Consider the following 17,829-nt stretch of genomic DNA (forward strand, 5'->3'; position numbering starts at 1 on the left):
AATTAAGTCTGCCAAGTTTAATTTTTGACAGAGCTGTGTAATGTTGTTCCTTGACTTAATTCTTTAATTTTTTTCTGAGTTTCCTCTAAAATTATACCTGATGAAATATCAGTTTCAATCGCTTTTAAAACTGCTCCGTCAATTAATTCGGCTACTTTTGGCCAGATTGGGGTTTGAGGCAGTGTTAATGCATTTTCATGAAGCATTTCCAGTTTATGATAAAACGGAATTAAACTATTAATTTCTGCATCTTTCCAAGTCGATTTTCTGCATCCGATGCCGCCTTCGATTGTTAATAATTTATCGCTTTCAGGAGTAGTGGCAAATCGTAAAAAATCATACGCCAGTTTTTGATGTTTGCTTCCTGAGCCAATAGTATACAACCAATATACATTCAAAGAAGCTGTTTTATGACCAGGATCGGATGGGAGGGAAGTGATATCAATTTTCCCCTTCACTTTCGATTCTTCAATTACTTCTGCCATAGAAGCAAATCCGAACCAGTTTATGGCCATTGCGGCTTGTCCTTCGGCGAAAGCCAAACCTGCTTCAACTGAACCAAATTCTCTAGATTTTGGATGAACTGCATTTTTGTTATTGACCATTTTCCGATAAAAATCCAATGCTTTTACCGCTGCTTCATTATGAATGTCAATCTGATTTTTTTTGTTTAATAAAGAACCGCCGCGTGTCCATAACTGCAGACAGAAGTCAAAAACCATATTATGTCCGTCTGGATAATTGGCAAAAACAGCACCGTATAAATTTTGTTCGGGACGATTAAAAAATGTGGCTATTTCTGCGAATTCCTGCCAGGTTTTTGGAGTAGCAAGTTCGTAACCAAACTGTTTTTTAAAATTCTCTTTCTCTGTTTCGTTTTCGAATAAATCTTTTCGGTAAATCAGACATTCTGGACCATCGTGAAATGGAAGTCCGAAAATGCCGTTACTTAGTTTCTGCAAATGCAAAAGTGATTTATGCCATCCAAAAGGATAATTTTCTGGCGGATTTTCTCCAATTAATGGAAATAAATTAAGAACCGCATTTTCGTTTGCAGCGTCATAAATCCAATCGGTGTTAATATGGGCGATGTCCCATTTTCCTTCTTTTAAACCTTTATCTGAAATCGTGGTTTCATACAAATCATGAAGTTCTAAGGCAACCATTTTAGCTTCAATTTTTATATTATTTTGAAGTGAAAATGCATCCCATAATTTTCGAAGTGTACTTTCGAAAGGATCGAATTTACGAACGGCGATTCTAATTTTTTCCATTAACAGTCAATAAATTCTTTAATAATTTTTTCGTTATCCTGACCTAGTTTCGGCGAACCTTTTTCTGAAGTCAGATATTCGCCGTCAATTTTTATCGGACAGCGTGTTGTTTTATAGGTATAACCGTCAAGCATTTCAACTTGCTGGGTAAAATTCAAAACCTTAAATCCATCTTCAGCAAATAACTGCTGATAGTTTAAAACTCCAGCGCACCAAATGTCTGCAGGTTCTAAAATGTCCAACCAAAACTGTGTTTCCTGCGTTTGCAGATGATCGGCAAGAATATTTTTGATTTCGTCTCTAAGTGTAAATTTATTTTCTGGGAAAGCCAATAAAGCATCACATTGTAGCAAAGAAGCCAAAACAGGAATCGATCCCATTGCCAATGCTAAATAGCCGTTTTTGGTTTTGTAAATTCCGTATGGAGCGCCCAAATAAGCGTGTGCGTTATTGGTTTTAGTTCGAACTGGTAATTCTCCTCCGTCATTAAAATATGTCGTAATCGTTTCAAATTGAAAATCAAATGCCGATTCCAACATACTGACTTGAATTTGTGCGCCAATGTTATGCGTTGCTTTTCGATATAAAGCGGCTAAAATTCCCTGAGCCAAATGTGCACCAGCAAGCATATCAACAATCGATAATCCCATTGGAACTGGACCATCTTCTTGATTGCCACTCAACCAAGTTAAAGCGGTTAATGATTGTAAAAGCAAATCTTGTCCTGGTAAATCTTTCAAATCTGGATGTTCTCCAAAACCTGAAATTGACCCATAAATCACATTCGGATTAATGTTTTTAACTTCTTCATAACTCAAACCAATGCGTTCCATAACTCCAGGTCTGAAATTATGCATCACAACATCTGCTTTGGCTAATAATTTTTTTAATTTTTGAAGTTCTTCTGGCTGTTTAAAATCAATTGCAAAAGATTCTTTGTTTCTGTTGATGGTATGAAAAACAGACGATTCGCCGTTCATAATCAAATCAGAAGTATATAAAGTACGGCAGATATCTCCCGTTCCCGGTTTTTCAATTTTTATTACGCGCGCGCCCAAATCGGCCAAACGCAAACTCGCCGATGGACCCGAAAGAAACTGACTGAAATCTACAATTAAATAATCTTCTAATGGTTTCATTTCAAGTTGTTTAAAAATTGTTCGTGTATGCTTAAATTGTCTTGTCCTACTTTTGGCGCAGCTTTCTCACTTAATAGAATTTCGCCGTCCAATTGAATTGGACTTCTCGTTGTAACTAAAGTTTCGCCTTCCGTATTTTTTACGGTTTGTTTCAGCTGTAATTCATTTACAAAAGGCTGATTGTCCAGTTCTTCGTAATTGAAAACTTTTCCGCACCAAATACCTTCTTTCTGCAATATTTCAATCCAATAATCAGATGTTTGGGTTTTAATTCTTTCACTCAAAATCGTTCTGATTTCATCTCTTTTTTCAAACCAAAGATGTTTATCCGCGAAAGCGTTTAAGTCCAATCCTAAAGTTTTTCCAATAAAAATCAAATCGCCCATTGCCAGCGATAAATAACCGTCCTGAGTTGGGTAAACGCCATAAGGAGCGCTTAAAAAAGCATGTGCACTTCCTTTAATATCACCTCTTTCCGGTTGTTGGCCTCCATCGTTTAAGAAAGAAGTTATGGCTTCAAATTGTACATCCAAAATAGATTCCAACAGACTCACTTCTACCAAAACTCCTTGTTTGGTTTTAGCTCTTTTTAAAAGTGCTGCCAAAATTCCTTGTACAAAATGATTCCCGCACATTAAATCGGCTACAGCCAAACCAAAAGGAACTGGACCTTGACTTTTGCGTCCGCTCAGCCAGCTTAAACCAGATAGTGATTGCAATAATAAATCTTGTCCCGGTTTCTTAGCCCACGGACCCTCATTTCCGTAACCTGTAATAGTTCCGTAAATAATCTGTGGATTAATAGCCAAAGCATTTTCAAAATCTAAACCGATTTTTTCCATTACTCCAGGTCTGAAATTATGCGTCATAATATCAGACTTTTCGATTAGTTTTTTAATTAAAACTAAATCGTCAGGATTTTTCAAATCGGCTGCAAAAGATTCTTTATTTCTGTTAATGGTATGAAAAAGCAAACTACTGTCATCCACAAACAAATCTTTAATACTCAATTGTCTGCAGGCTTCACCTTTTACAGGACGTTCAATTTTGATAACGCGCGCGCCCAAATCAGCTAGTTTTAATCCTGCCGAAGGTCCTGCTAAAAACTGGCAGAATTCCAGAACAATTAATCCTTCTAAAGGTCTCATACGGTCTGGATTTTTAAAGATTCCTTGTAAAGCGAATTCATTTCTTCCAACACTTTTAATTCGTCTCCACCGTTCATCAAATAATTGCGAACTACATCTCCAGCATGATCCTGGAAATACATATGTCCATAATATCTTGGACGAAGGAAAGCGCGTTCTAAAGCAGGAAGTGTATTTTTGAAATAATCGTGCGTCACGCTATTAATTCGCTCACTTTTCCAAGCTTGCAAATGTCCTGGTTGACCGCCATTATCGGTATAAATATTCTGCTGCACTTGTGATGAACACGTAAATTCAGCATATTTTATGGCTGTTTCAATATGTTCGCTGAATGAAGAAACCGCTAATCCAGTTCCGCCCAAAGAAGAAATCATCGGATTATCATTCAATTTTACTAAATCATAAAAATGTAAAAGGTTTTGGCTGTAGCCAATGCGAGAATAATTAGAATAACCATAAGCAAAAGGGCAGTAGGCAATTTCGTCTGAATTAACCATCGCTTCATAAACCTGAATTGGATTACGATTAAAGTTTGCGGGATCAATCAACTGCGCCAGTTCTCTAAACATTTGAAGCGCTTTGATTCCTGTAGTTTCAGAAATCACTTTTTCTTCAGAAAGAAAAGGAGCTTCACCCAAACTGCAGCAAAACATATAAAAACTCATTAAAACATCTACCGGAATTCCGGCAAAAGCGACTAAACCCTTTTTCGCTAGAGCCAATAAGTCATCATAAGTTTTTGGAACCTCTAAATTGTTTTTTTCTAAAATATCCAAGCGGGCAGAGGCAACCGGAGTTGCTGCATCAATTGGCAACGCCCATAATTTATCATGAAAAACATAACTTCCGTAAGATTTTCCAACAGTATTACTTTCTTGATCTTTAATATATTCGTTTGATAAGTAATCAGATAACGGAAGAATCGCTTTGGTTTGCGCTCCAAAACCTGTCCAAGGATGATCGATTACCAATAAATCGAACCTTTTGGCCAAGTCTTCGATAGAAGCATCTGCAAATTCTTGTAAACTTCTTTTCTCCCAAGAAATTTCAACATCAGGATGTAATTCTGTAAAACGCTGCGATGTAGCAACCATTGGAAGCAAACCTCTTGTATGGTTCCAAGTTATGCCCTTTAATTTTATCATTTGTATATAGGAATTTTTTGTAGTGAAATCGATTGAAATAATAAATGTAAAATTTACAATTACAAAAGTAGAAATAAGATTTAAATGCACAAGAAATCCTTTCTTTTTAAGAAATCTTTTTTACATAAATCGATAATTAGTGATATAATTTTTACAAACGATCTAAAAAATGTTATAAAAATTTAAAGTTTAGTCATTTTCATTAACGGAAAATAAAATATCACTCGGATATTAATTTTTAAAAAGTATTTTTGTAATTGTGATTTTTACATTTATTAATTTTGCTATGTTCTTTTTGAAGAATTTTGAATTAATGAATGAAGAATAACTACAAATTATAAACTAACAACTAAAAAATATACGATTATGAAATTAATACGTTTTGGAGAAATCGGAAAAGAGAAACCCGGAGTTTTGATTGGAGAGAAAAGATACGATGTTTCTTCGATTGTAACCGATTTTAACGAAAGTTTCTTTGAAGAAAACGGATTAGAGAAATTACAAAAAGCATTAGAAAGTAATCCAACTTTGCCGGAAGTAGATGCTTCAATACGTTTAGGTTCACCGGTGGCAAGACCTTCAAAAATTATCTGCATTGGTTTAAATTATATCGATCACTGTAAAGAAACAAACGCTCCGATTCCGACAGAACCTATTATTTTCTTCAAATCAACAACTTCTTTGTGCGGTCCAGACGATGATTTGATTATTCCGAAAAACAGTGAAAAAACAGATTGGGAAGTAGAATTGGCTTTTATTGTTGGAAAAAAAGCAAGTTATGTTGAAGAAGCGGAAGCTTTAGATTACGTTGCGGGTTATGCTTTATTGAACGATTACAGCGAAAGAGCATTTCAATTAGAGCGTGGAGGACAATGGGCAAAAGGAAAAGGAAGCGATACTTTTGCGCCTCTTGGACCATTTTTGGCTACAAAAGACGAAATTACAGATGTTGACAATTTAAAGATGTGGCTGACGGTAAATGGTAAAAAATACCAAGACAGTAATACACTAAATCTAGTTTTCAAAATTCCTTATCTGGTACATTATTTAAGTCAGTTTATGACTTTGCTTCCGGGCGATATTATCAGTACAGGAACGCCTCCAGGAGTTGGTTTAGGAATTAAACCAGATCCGATTTATATTAAAGCGGGCGATGTTGTTGAATTAGGAATTGAAGGTTTAGGAACAAGTAAACAAAAGGCTGTAGCATATCAAAAATAAAAATTAAGAAAGTATAAAATGAAATATATAGTTTGCGAAAAACCGCAGGAATTTTTACTAAAAGAAACCAGTATTCCGGAACCAAAAGAGGGCGAAGTTTTATTGAAAATTAAAAGAATCGGAATCTGTGGAACTGATATCCATGCTTTTGGTGGTACTCAGCCTTATTTTGAATATCCAAGAATTTTAGGTCACGAATTGGCTGCAGAATATGTAAAAGGAAATGCAGAAGGATTTAAAGCCGGCGACAAAGTAACTTTTATTCCGTATTTCAACTGCGGAAAATGTGTTGCGTGTCGAAACGGATTGACAAATTGCTGTGTAAATATCAAAGTTTTCGGTGTTCATATTGACGGTGGAATGGCTGAATATGTATCAATTCCAGAACAATATTTACTGCACGGTCAAGGTTTGGATTATGATGAATTGGCTTTGGTTGAACCTTTGGCAATTGCAGCACATGGCGTGAGAAGAGCGGCTGTAAAACCGACGGATACCGTTTTGGTAATGGGAGCAGGACCAATCGGAATTGGTTTGATTCAGTTTGCTAAAATTGCTGGAGCAAAAGTAATCGTAATGGATATCAACGATTACAGATTAAATTTCTGTAAAACAGAACTAAATGCTGATGAAACGATTAATCCGTTAAACGATGATGTTGCTCAAAAATTAGCTGAATTGACAAATGGAGATATGGCAAATGTTGTTATTGATGCGACTGGAAATCAGAAAGTAATGAACAGCGCTTTTAATTATATTTCACATGGAGGTAGATTTGTTTTGGTTGGACTTCAAAAGGGAGAATTAAGTTTTAGTCATCCCGATTTCCACAAAAGAGAATCGACTTTAATGAGCAGCAGAAATGCAACGATCGAAGATTTCGAATATGTGATGAAATGCCTGAAAGAAGGAAAAATTGATCCTAAAAAATACATCACGCACAGAACAAATTTCTCTGAAATGATTACTGATTTTGGGAAGCTGATTGATCCTAAAAATAATGTGATCAAGGCGTTGATTGAAATCGACTAAGAATATATTGTAGGTACTGTTTGTCATTCCTTCGTCAGGATGACAAAATGCTGCAAAAATTTTAAACACATAGAAACATAGATTTTTATTGTTTGTAAAAGAGAATAAAAAAAGAAACTAGTTTCTTAACACATAGCTATGTGTATTTATGCAAGTGAAACGCCTTTGAACGGTTTTAAAATCTATGTTTCTATGTGTTTGAAAATCTAACTACTAAACTTTAATACCCACAAAAATGGATTTAAACTTAAAAAATAAAATAGTTGTCGTTTCTGGTTCGGCTGGAAAAGAAGGCAGTATCGGAGAAACGATCGTTAACAGATTGGCAGATGAAGGTGCTATTCCGGTTTTAGTTGACAGAAATGCAAGAGGTTTCGAATATGTGGAAAGACTTCAAAAAAGAGGCGTTAATTCACTATTTGTACAAACTGACGTAACCGACCCTGTTGCAATAGAAAATGCTGTAAAAGTAATCGGAGCTAAATACGGCAGAATTGATGCTATAATTAATAATGTTGGCGTTAATGATGGTGCAGGATTAGATTCAAGCTACGAGGATTTTATGAATTCTTTGAAATTGAACGTAGTAAGTTACTTTTTATTGGCTAAATATTCACTTCCATATTTAAAAGAATCAAAAGGAAATATTTTGAATATTGGCTCAAAAGTAGCTTTAACAGGGCAGGGCGGGACTTCGGGTTATGCCGCTGCGAAAGGTGGCGTTTTAGGACTAACAAGAGAATGGGCTGTAGATTTAATTCAATACGGAATTCGTTCGAATGCGATTATTATTGCTGAAAGTTATACGCCTGCTTACGAAGATTGGATTAAAACATTGCCAGACGGACAAACGGTTTTGAATAAAATCAATAAAAGTATTCCGTTAGAAAGCCGAATGACGAAAACAGAAGAAATTGCAGATACAGCACTTTTTATCATTTCTGAAAAATCATCGCATACTACAGGACAATTTGTTTTTGTGGATGGAGGTTACGTACATTTAGACCGCGCATTAATCAGCGATGTTAATTAAAAAGATATGAGTAAAAGAATAGATTCCCATCAGCATTTTTGGAAGTTTGATCCCGTTAGAGACAGCTGGATCGACGAAACCATGCAAAATATTCAAAGAGATTTCCTTCCTGAAGATTTACAGCCGTTATTAAAAGAAAATCAGTTTGAAGGCTGTGTTGCAGTTCAGGCAAGTCAGTCGGAAGAGGAAACTCATTTTTTATTGGATTTAGCTTCTAAAAATGATTTCATAAAAGGTATTGTAGGCTGGGTAGATTTGCGAAATGAAAACATTAAAGAACGTTTGCAATTCTTTTCAGATCAAAAAAAACTGAAAGGTTTTAGACACGTCGTTCAAGGCGAAGCCGATGATTTTATGTATGGAGCAGAATTTAGAAGAGGAATCGCAGCTTTAAAGCCATTCAATTATACTTATGATATATTGATTTTCGAACGTCAATTACCAGCGGCAATAAGTTTGGTAAAAGATTTTCCAAACCAAAAATTTGTGATTGATCATATTGCAAAACCGGACATTAAATCAAGAAGTATTGATTCCTGGAAAAGTGGTATTGAAGAAATTGCAAAACATGATAATGTTTGGTGTAAAATCTCAGGAATGGTCACAGAAGCCGATTGGAAAAACTGGAAACCAGAAGATTTAAAACCGTATTTAGATGTGATTTTTGAAAACTTTTCAGTTGATAAATTAATGTATGGTTCAGATTGGCCAGTTCTAAATGTTGCTTCAGATTATAATGAAGTGGTAAAAACATTGGAAGATTATATTTCGAAGTTTTCTATTGAAGACCAGAATAAGATTTGGTTTGAAAATGCGAATGAGTTTTACAAGTTATGAGTTATAAGTTAGCTCATAGATTATAAGAGCCTGAAAGGCTCAAATCATGAACACTGGGCAACGTCCAGTGACAGCAAATAGAGATATGCAACAAAGGCCTGAAAGGGCGTAAGCAAATTTGAGGATGAATGCTTGGGCCCTTTCAGGGCTTTATTATGCTGGTCTATATCAATTCATAGGGCGTTGCCCTATGGTGATGCTTTTAGGCCTTTGGCCTATTATTAGAATATAAAAAAACTTAACCCTTGGTTTCAACCACGGGAACACAATGCTAGACGTTTCAATATTGCGTCTCCGTGGTTGAAACCAAGTGCTATATTTGAAAATGTGACTTCGGTCGAAATGTTAAAAATTATTTCTAATTTTTTAAAACATTATTTTCCGGAGCCCATTTCTTCTGCCATTCAGGATATTTCTTCAAAGCTTTTTCAGGTTTATCCGTATACCACGCATAACCTGTTCTTCTTTCACGGCTTACTTCGGCTAAGGAATATAAAAACTCACTGTCACGATCAGAGAATAAAGGACGATGTGTTTTAAGTTCGTAATAACGAGTCCAAATAGGTGGAGCAGTTGTATCGTGCACGACTCTTACGTCATTTTTGATTTTCTTGTATTTGGATTCCATTTCTTCTGCAGCAAAACTTTCAACTCTGGTATTATAGATTTTAGAATCCTGAAACCATTTTACAGCACCCTGAATGGCATTGATTATCTTTTCATTTGGATTATCAATGTCCATCAAAAACAAAACTACATCAACACTTTCTGCGTTACAAATGCTAGGCGGTTCAAATTTACGAGCCCATGCAGGTTCAAGTGTTATTTCGTCGTGTTGCTGACACCAGGCAGTTAATTTTTCATTGTCTTTAATCTGCATTTTCAAAATACAGTCCAGTCCTTTTTGGTAGGCATTGGCTACCTTTTTTCTGGTTTTAGCATCAATAAAAGCATAATCAGGATCATTGTTTATAATCTTTTTAAGGAGATTCATGATTCCCATGTAAGCTCCGTCATTAAAAGTAATATGACGACTGTAACCTTTTTCGAGCGGATAATATTGTGGCCAGCCTCCGTTTGAATATTGTGCTTTTATAGTGAAATTAATACCTCGCAGACATCCATCTTTATACCTCGGATCTTTTGTTAGTGTATAAACCTGCGCCAGATAATGAATATGGGTATAAGTCGTTTCATTATCGAAAGTTGTATGTTCAATATATTTCGTCTTAACCACACTGTCAATTTGTTGTGGCGTCAAAATAGCTTTCATATCATAATTCTTGGGCCAGCCTCCATTATCACGTTGGAAATACAGAATATTATCGGCAATTTTGGTATAATCCGTCTCGGCATATTTGGGCTGATTAGGAATCGGATTTATGATATTGGTTTTGTCTTTGATAAAATACCAATGATTGGTGCCGTCTGTAAAAGGTTTTGTGCTAATCTCGCTGTTTGTCTGTGCATTTGAATATAAAAATGAAAAGACACAAAACGCTGATGCCAATAATTTCGAGCTGTTTATGGAATTGAACATAAAATCTCCGTTTTAAAATTTAACAGCTTTCTTAGGAACAGTTTTATCGACAGTAGTAGTTTTTGATAAATTAGAACCGCTTAAATCGATATTTTTACTGGCTTCTCCTGCAATTGTAATGCTATTTGAAGAAGAAGGATTAAATGCTACATTTTTTAGAGAAAGGTTTTGAGCATTATAAATTTCAAATGCATTTTTAGCCTGAATATCTAATTGTAAGTTGTTTAATTTTATTCCTTTAGCATCAATAATCGAAAACCCTTTTTCGGCTTTAGCGATTAAGTTTGTGATTTCAATATTTTCTAAATTCATTTCTGGAAGACCTTGTAAAAATACGGCTTGCTGAGCACCTTTAATAGTGATGTTTTTAATCGAAATGTTTTTAAATTGGGGAGTTTCAACTGTCACAGGCATCGCCTTGTTCACAACTTTGTCTCCGCCTTCTTCTAATGTTTCTGCAATCGATTTTCCGCCATAATACAAATTAAAAGAAATGGCTTGGGATGGAATATCAGTCATAAACACATCCGAAATAAAGATGTTTTCTACGACACCACCTCTTCCGCGGGCACTTTTAAAACGCAGACCTACATCTGTTCCCATAAAAGTGCAGTTAGACACATGAAGGTTTTTTACGCCGCCAGACATTTCACTTCCTACCGTAACACCGCCGTGACCGTGATACACGATATTATTTCTCACAATGATGTTTTCGCAAGGAACACCTCTTTCACGTCCGTCTTTATCTTTTCCGGATTTAATACAGATTGCATCATCTCCTACATCAAAACTTGAATTTTCAACTAATACGTTTTTACAGCATTCTACATCAAGACCGTCTCCGTTTTGAGAATACCAAGGATTACGAACACTTACATTTCGAACAATCAAATCTTCAACCATAAAAGGATGGATATTCCACGCTGGCGAATTTTGAAAAACAGGGCCGTCAAATAAAACCCTTTTACTATTTTGAATGCTTACCATTACAGGACGAAGAAAATCATGAATCGTTTCAAATTCTTCTTTTGTTTTTAAATCCGGACGCACATTTTGGTCAGCACCTTTAGAAGCATTCATAAAAACTTCTGAAGGATACCAGCTTGTTTTTTCTTTATTTAAAACACCGCCTCTTGCAATAACTTCTTTCCACTGGCTATCTGTCACTTTGCTTTTCTTAACCTGTCTCCATACTTCTCCAGAACCATCCCAAACTCCAGTTCCAGTAAAAGCAATATTTTCAAGGTTTTTACCATAAATAGGAGAGATGCAACGCCAAGTATTCAAACCTTCAAAATTGGTTTCTACTAAAGGATATAAAGTTTTGTCTGGAGAAAATTTTATCAGAGCACCTCTTTCTGCATGCAGCTCAATATTACTTTTTAATATAATCGGTCCTGTAAGCCAGATTCCAGGTGGAATAATTAGTTTACCACCACCTTTTTTCGAAAGTGCCTCAATAGCATCAGCAAATGCTTTAGTATTTAAAATATAACCTCCGTTTACTGCACCGTAATCTTTTAAGTTTACAGTATTGTTAGGAATAACAGGCTCATTAATTTTAGACATTTTAAACTCAATGTTTTGATAAGCACCATTTGAGGTATTTTGGGCAGTAAGGTTTTTAGAACTCAAACACATCATGATAGCGAGTGCAAGAGAAGCAAATTGTAGTCGGTTGATTTTCATTGTTAGTAATTTTTTTGATGTTTATTTTATTTATATGAAAATTTAAGTTCTTATAAATAATAATCTTTAAATGTAATCGATTACACAAATCTATTAAAAAAATAATACGAAATAACAGTTTTAGCCAGTTTATCACAGATTTTTTATGAATTTAACTTTTTCTATTTATAAAATCATAAGATAGTGAAAAGTGAGTTTTTAAAGAATCCCGACTTAAAGTCAATATTACAGGAGGGTACAGGATGCTTGTGATTTTATATTCTTTTAAATTGTCCCTGTTATTTGGTAAAAGTGTTAAAAATACAATTATTTGTAAAAATTATAGTGCTTTAAATAAATGCCTCATAATTTTAGCTTAAGAAAAAAATCAATACTATAAATAATGCGTTTAATTCCTTTCAACAAATTACTAGTCGTTTTTTTACTGATATTCTCGTTTTCGGCAAGTGGAGCTGAAATCTGGGTTTCACCATCAGGAAAAGATTCGAACATCGGAACAAAATCAAACCCGTTGGCAACGGTTCACATGGCAATGCGAAAAGCCAGAGAACTTCGCCGACTAAAAGATCCATCGATAAAAGACGGAATTCGTATCATAGTAATGAATGGGACGTATTATTTAAACGAACCGTTATTCGTACGTCCTGAAGATTCAGGAACAGCAGAAAGTCCAACAACAATTGAAGCCGATGTAAATGCAAGACCCATTATAAGCGGTGGAATAGAAATTAAAAACTGGACAAAATCAACAACCGTTATCAACGGACTGAAAAAAGGATCAGTTTGGTTGGCAGATGCTCCTAAAAAAGCAGGAAGTCTGATTGATTACAGACAATTATGGGTAAATGGTAAAAAAGCCGTAAGAGCCAAAAATACTGCAGGAACTACAATGGAGCGTATTTTATCATGGAATCACGAGGAACAAACCTGTTGGATTCCGTTTAAAGATAAGTCGGTTAAGTTTGAGCCGGGAATGGAAATGTTTATTGTGCAATGGTGGTCGAATGCCAACTTACGCATCAAAAATATCGAAGTTCAAAAGGACAGTGCTAAACTTTCGTTTGAAGAACCAGAAAGCCGTATTCAAAGCGAACATCCATGGCCAGCGCCGTGGATTTCTAAAAATAACGGAAATTCGGCTTATTTTTTAAACAATGCTTTTTCACTTTTAAACGAACCAGGAGAATGGTATTTGGACAAGAAAAATGCTAAAATCTATTATGTTCCGAGAGCTGGAGAAGAGATTAATTCGGTTACCGTTACAGCTCCAGTTTTAGAAAATCTTGTAGAAGTAAAAGGAACAATCGATTCTCCTGTTCATCATTTTCAATTTAAAGGAATTTCGTTTCAGTACAGCAACTGGCTTCGCCCTTCTCAGCAAGGTCATGTACCGTTGCAGTCCGGTTTATATTTGTTAGACGCTTATAAATTAAAAGTTCCAGGAACGCCAAATCAGGCGAGTTTAGAAAATCAGGCTTGGGTTGGACGACCTCGCTCAGCGGTTGAAGTAAATTATGCTAATAATATTCAGTTTGAATCTTGTCGTTTTGAGCATTTGGCTTCGACTGGTTTAGATTTAAATAAAGGAACAAATCACAATACAGTAAAAGGAAATTTATTTAAAGATATTGGCGGAAGTGCCATCAACGTTGGAATTTTCTCTGAAGAAGCTTTTGAAGCGCATTTGCCTTTAATCATAAAAGATGAAAGAGAAATGTGTTCGGACGAAGTGATTTCAGATAATTTAATCACCAACGTAACCAATGAAGATTGGGGAACTCTGGGAATCAGCGCAGGTTTTGTTCGAAATATAACCATTGAACACAACGAAATTTCGGATGTATCGTATTCCGGAATGGCAATGGGCTGGGGTTGGACACATACGCCAAACGTGATGCAGAACAATAAAATTCTAGGAAATAAAATTCATCATTATGCCAAACACCTGCATGATGTAGCAGGAATTTATACGCTTTCTGCTCAACCCGGCAGCCGAATCGAAGAAAATTATATCGACAAAGTTTACAATAGTCCGTATGCGCACGATCCGTTTTTATGGCTGTATTTGTATACGGATGAAGGAAGTGAAGGTTTTACGATTAAAAACAATTGGATTGCCGAGAAGAAAATCCTTAAAAACCATAACGGTCCAAAAGGCAATATCTGGGAATATAACGATCCGTATGTAAGTGCTAAAATTAAAGACAATGCCGGAATCAGAGCGCCTTACAAAGATTTAGAAAAAGAAGTCGTAATCGATGAAAAATGGGGATTGCAGGAAATGCCAAAACCGTATGCAATCGAATTGATAGGTTCTGATTTTGATATTGAAAAAATCAAATCGACTTTAACCGGATTTAGAATTGTAGGTCAGGAATTGTACCAATGGAAAAATCATTTGGTGATTTACGGAAAAATGAATCAGCCAGAAAGAACGAAACGAAAACTGGCAGGTGCTTTTCCTTCATTACAAATTAAAATATATGAAGATTTAGTTTACGACTTCCAAAATTTCGAAAGATGTAAAGATTCAAAACCGGCATCAGATTGGGAAAATGTGGTTTTAACAGCCAATCTTCCTGCCGATGAAAAACTTCAAAAAGAATATGTGGAGTATCATAAAACGCAATTCGAAAAATGGCCAGAAGTAGCCAAAGGTTTCTGTAACGCCGATTTCCAGCAATTGCAGGTCTTTAAAAACGAAAGACAATTGATTTTGATCATTAGTATTCCGAAAGGTGAAAATCTGGACAAATTAAATCCAAAAACAACTCAAAATAATCCAAGAGTTGACGATTGGAACGCCTTAATGAAAAAATACCAATCTGGAATTGAAGGCACAAAACCAGACGAAACCTGGATTTTCTTAAACAAAGTAGAAGTAGAAGCAAAAAAATAAAAGATAGCCACAAATTCACGAATTTTCTTTTGAAAATCTTTACGATTATTTTTCGAATAATTCGAATTAATATTACATCCAGATTATAAAAAAATAATTCGTGAATTCGTGGCTAAAAAAAACTATCAAAAACCTAAAATAAAGACCAATGTTAAAAATAGCCATTCTGGGACTTGGAGAAGGACGAAGCACAATGTCGGCTGCAATCGAAAGTTCAAAACTAGAACTCGTTAAAATATGTGACCGAAACGAAGAATTGTGTAAACAAAGAGCAAAAGAATTCGATTTTCATTCGTATACCACCAATTACGAGGATTTGTTAAACGATGCATCAATTGATATTATTGCGATTTACACACCGGATCATCTTCACGCACAACATGTAAAACAAGCTTTGTTGCACGGAAAACATGTAGTTTGTACCAAACCGTTTATCGATGATCTTTCGGATGCAAAAGAATTATTAGAATTAAGCAAATCAACTGGAAAGAAAGTTTTCATTGGACAAAGTTCTCGTTTCTTCGAACCAGCAAAAAGACAAAGAGCGGATTACGAAGCAGGTTTAATTGGAGATTTAATTACGATTGAAGCTCAATATCATGCCGATCACAGATGGTTTTTAAAGAAAGAATGGTCGCTTTTGCAATCGTTTAAATGGCTGTACGGAGGTTTGAGTCATCCCGTTGATTTTATTAGATGGTATCTTCCAAATATCGAAGAAGTGATGGGGTACGGAATGATTAGCAGTAACGGAAAAAATGCTGGATTGAAAAATGAAGATACGATGCACTTTATTTTTAAAGCAACCGATGGAAGAATTGCTCGTGTAAGTGGTGTATATACTTCGCCGACTCAACCAGCGCAACGTGACAGCGGAATGAGTACGATTTTAAGAGCAACAGAAGGAGCAAGTCAGGCCGATTATCATGAATTGCGTTATGCCGTTACAGACAAAACTGGAGAAGAAAAAGTAATTACATGGGGCGACAGCACGATAAAATATTATTTCCGTTTTGAAGGACAAAGTCATCACGGCGGAGAATATCAGAATTACTTAGAATATTTTGTGGACAGTATCGAGCAAGGTTTTGAAGCGTATCCAAACATGGAAGAAGGAATCGGAACTGTAGCTTTATTACAAGCAATGGATAAATCTCTGCAAACAGGAATGCCGGTTAAAATTGCCGATATTCTTAACGAATATGGACTATGAACAGTATTTACGATAAATTAACCACGCTCGATTTTGTAATTGTTGCGGGTTATTTAGTGGCTTTATTAGTCATTGGATACGTGGTAAGTATGAAACAGAGAAAGAAAAACGAAACGCTTTTTCTGGCCGGAAATTCATTAAACTGGTATAGCATTGGGTTTAATATGTGGGGAACCAATGTTGGACCTTCATCATTATTGGCTTTTGCGAGTATTGGTTATGCTACGGGAATTGTAGCGGGAAATTTCGAATGGTACGCTTTTGTGTTTTTACTGCTTTTGGCAATGGTTTTTGCACCAAGATATATTGCGAGTAAAGTTAGCACCATGCCAGAATATATGGGAAAACGCTACGGTGACAGTACACAGAATATTTTGGCTTGGTACGCTTTGGTAAAAATTTTGGTAAGCTGGCTGTCTTTAGGATTATTCAGCGGAGGTGTTTTAGTTCGTCAGATTTTGGGAATTCCGATGTGGCAGAGCGTTACGGTTTTAGTGATTTTCTCTGGAATATTTACGTTTGCCGGAGGATTAAAAGCAATTGCAAAAGTGAATGTTTTTCAAATGATTTTGTTAATTGTCGTTTCATTAACGCTTTCCTTTTTAGGTTTACAAAAGTTAGGCGGAATCGATGTTTTAATTGCAAAAACACCATCTAATTTTTGGAATTTAGTTCGTCCTTCAGATGATGCACATTATCCGTGGCCGGCTATTTTATTGGGATATCCTGTAGCAGCTGTTGCTTTTTTCTGTACCGATCAATCGATGGTGCAGAGTGTTTTAGGTGCGAAGAACCTGGAACAAGGACAACTTGGCGTGAACTTTATTGGATGGTTGAAAGTGATGGCGCTTCCGTTATTTATTTTACCTGGAATTTTGTGTTATGCATTATACCCAGAATTAGGAAGCAATTCAGACTTGGCTTATATGACCATGGTTACGAATCTTTTCCCAAGCGGAATGAACGGTTTGGTAATCTGTGTGATGATTGCGGTTTTGGTAGGAACAATTGGTTCTTCTCTAAATGCTTTAAGCACCGTTTTTACGAATGATATTTATGTTAAGAAAATCAACCCGACGGCGACGATTCAGGATCAAATTAAAATTGGTCGTTTAACGATTGCCGCTGGATGTGTATTTGCGATTCTGATTGCCGTTGCGATTGACAATATCAAAGGACAAAATTTATTCAACATTTTTCAGGCAGTTTTAGGGTTCTTGGCGCCTTCGTTATCTGTTGTTTTTCTTTTGAGTGTTTTCTGGAAACGTACAACCAAAAAGGCTGTAAATGCAACACTTTCTTGGGGTTCGGCTTTTAGTTTGTTTGTTGGAGTTTTATATCTATGGATTTTCCCTGCCGATAAATATCCAGTTTGGCCTCACTTTTTATTGATTTCCTTTTACATTTTTGCCGTGCTTTTAATTACAGCTGTTATTATTTCGTTAACCGATAAAAAACCTGAAGTGAATGTTTCAGATGAAACGGATATTCCTAAAACGAGTAAAAAGGTGAAACTTTTGTTTGGTTTGTTGGGATTTATGATTTTGGTTTTGTATTTGGTTTTTAATGGAAATTAATTTGTGATTATTCAATTTACTAAAAAGCTTCCTTATCAAGGAAGCATTTTTTTTAAATTTTTAAAAAAAAATATAAAATGTG

The 17,829-nt window shown here is 35.5% G+C and carries 13 protein-coding genes; 7 read left to right on the forward strand and 6 right to left on the reverse strand.

Annotated features, from left to right (window positions below):
• Positions 1-17: 17 nt before the first annotated feature.
• Genes ACFS3A_RS16720 through ACFS3A_RS16735 form a run of 4 tightly spaced genes read right to left on the reverse strand, consistent with a single transcriptional unit; the run spans position 18 to position 4,706 of the window.
• Positions 18-1,274, reverse strand: coding sequence for an extracellular solute-binding protein (locus ACFS3A_RS16720; RefSeq protein WP_379826702.1), 1,257 nt, complete (start codon positions 1,272-1,274; stop codon positions 18-20).
• Complete coding sequence (locus tag ACFS3A_RS16725) at positions 1,274-2,413, reverse strand: CaiB/BaiF CoA transferase family protein (protein WP_379826703.1); 1,140 nt, start codon at positions 2,411-2,413, stop codon at positions 1,274-1,276. Before ACFS3A_RS16725 ends, ACFS3A_RS16720 begins: the two co-directional genes overlap by 1 nt.
• Positions 2,410-3,561: a CaiB/BaiF CoA transferase family protein gene (locus ACFS3A_RS16730; RefSeq protein ID WP_379826704.1), complete on the reverse strand. Its 1,152-nt coding sequence runs from the start codon at positions 3,559-3,561 to the stop codon at positions 2,410-2,412. The genes ACFS3A_RS16725 and ACFS3A_RS16730 overlap by 4 nt, the downstream gene beginning before the upstream one ends.
• Positions 3,558-4,706: an ABC transporter substrate-binding protein gene (locus tag ACFS3A_RS16735; RefSeq protein WP_379826705.1), complete on the reverse strand. Its 1,149-nt coding sequence runs from the start codon at positions 4,704-4,706 to the stop codon at positions 3,558-3,560. Before ACFS3A_RS16735 ends, ACFS3A_RS16730 begins: the two co-directional genes overlap by 4 nt.
• Positions 4,707-5,072: 366 nt before the next feature.
• On the opposite strand from ACFS3A_RS16735, the gene ACFS3A_RS16740 reads away from it, so the two are divergent.
• The 4 genes from ACFS3A_RS16740 to ACFS3A_RS16755 all read left to right on the forward strand — a co-directional run bounded on the left by ACFS3A_RS16740 (position 5,073) and on the right by ACFS3A_RS16755 (position 8,829).
• Positions 5,073-5,927, forward strand: a complete 855-nt coding sequence (locus ACFS3A_RS16740) for a fumarylacetoacetate hydrolase family protein (protein WP_379826706.1) — start codon at positions 5,073-5,075, stop codon at positions 5,925-5,927.
• A gap of 18 nt (positions 5,928-5,945) precedes the next feature.
• Complete coding sequence (locus ACFS3A_RS16745; RefSeq protein WP_379826707.1) at positions 5,946-6,959, forward strand: zinc-binding alcohol dehydrogenase family protein; 1,014 nt, start codon at positions 5,946-5,948, stop codon at positions 6,957-6,959.
• A 235-nt stretch (positions 6,960-7,194) separates the two neighbouring features.
• Positions 7,195-7,992, forward strand: a complete 798-nt coding sequence (locus ACFS3A_RS16750) for an SDR family oxidoreductase (RefSeq protein ID WP_379826708.1) — start codon at positions 7,195-7,197, stop codon at positions 7,990-7,992.
• A 6-nt stretch (positions 7,993-7,998) separates the two neighbouring features.
• Complete coding sequence (locus ACFS3A_RS16755) at positions 7,999-8,829, forward strand: amidohydrolase family protein (protein ID WP_379826709.1); 831 nt, start codon at positions 7,999-8,001, stop codon at positions 8,827-8,829.
• A gap of 358 nt (positions 8,830-9,187) precedes the next feature.
• Here the strand turns inward: ACFS3A_RS16755 and pelA are convergent, their stop codons facing one another.
• Together pelA and ACFS3A_RS16765 are read right to left on the reverse strand one after the other, a co-directional pair.
• Positions 9,188-10,369 (reverse strand): pectate lyase, encoded by a 1,182-nt coding sequence (gene pelA / locus ACFS3A_RS16760; protein WP_379826710.1) that lies wholly within the window; start codon positions 10,367-10,369, stop codon positions 9,188-9,190.
• Positions 10,370-10,381: 12 nt separating this feature from the next.
• Entirely contained in the window at positions 10,382-12,058 is a 1,677-nt protein-coding gene (locus ACFS3A_RS16765; RefSeq protein WP_379826711.1) for a glycoside hydrolase family 28 protein, read from the reverse strand.
• A gap of 382 nt (positions 12,059-12,440) precedes the next feature.
• Between ACFS3A_RS16765 and ACFS3A_RS16770 the strand changes: the two genes are divergently transcribed.
• From ACFS3A_RS16770 to ACFS3A_RS16780, 3 genes are all read left to right on the forward strand, one after another.
• Positions 12,441-14,957: an L-rhamnose mutarotase gene (locus tag ACFS3A_RS16770; protein ID WP_379826712.1), complete on the forward strand. Its 2,517-nt coding sequence runs from the start codon at positions 12,441-12,443 to the stop codon at positions 14,955-14,957.
• A gap of 148 nt (positions 14,958-15,105) precedes the next feature.
• The gene (locus tag ACFS3A_RS16775; RefSeq protein ID WP_379826714.1) at positions 15,106-16,170 is read left to right on the forward strand and encodes a Gfo/Idh/MocA family protein; all 1,065 of its coding nucleotides are present in this window, start codon (positions 15,106-15,108) and stop codon (positions 16,168-16,170) included.
• Entirely contained in the window at positions 16,167-17,747 is a 1,581-nt protein-coding gene (locus ACFS3A_RS16780; RefSeq protein WP_379826715.1) for a sodium:solute symporter, read from the forward strand. The genes ACFS3A_RS16775 and ACFS3A_RS16780 overlap by 4 nt, the downstream gene beginning before the upstream one ends.
• The last annotated feature ends 82 nt before the right edge of the window (positions 17,748-17,829 follow it).

The sequence above is a fragment of the Flavobacterium notoginsengisoli genome, from assembly GCF_042686225.1.
GTDB lineage: Bacteria > Bacteroidota > Bacteroidia > Flavobacteriales > Flavobacteriaceae > Flavobacterium > Flavobacterium notoginsengisoli.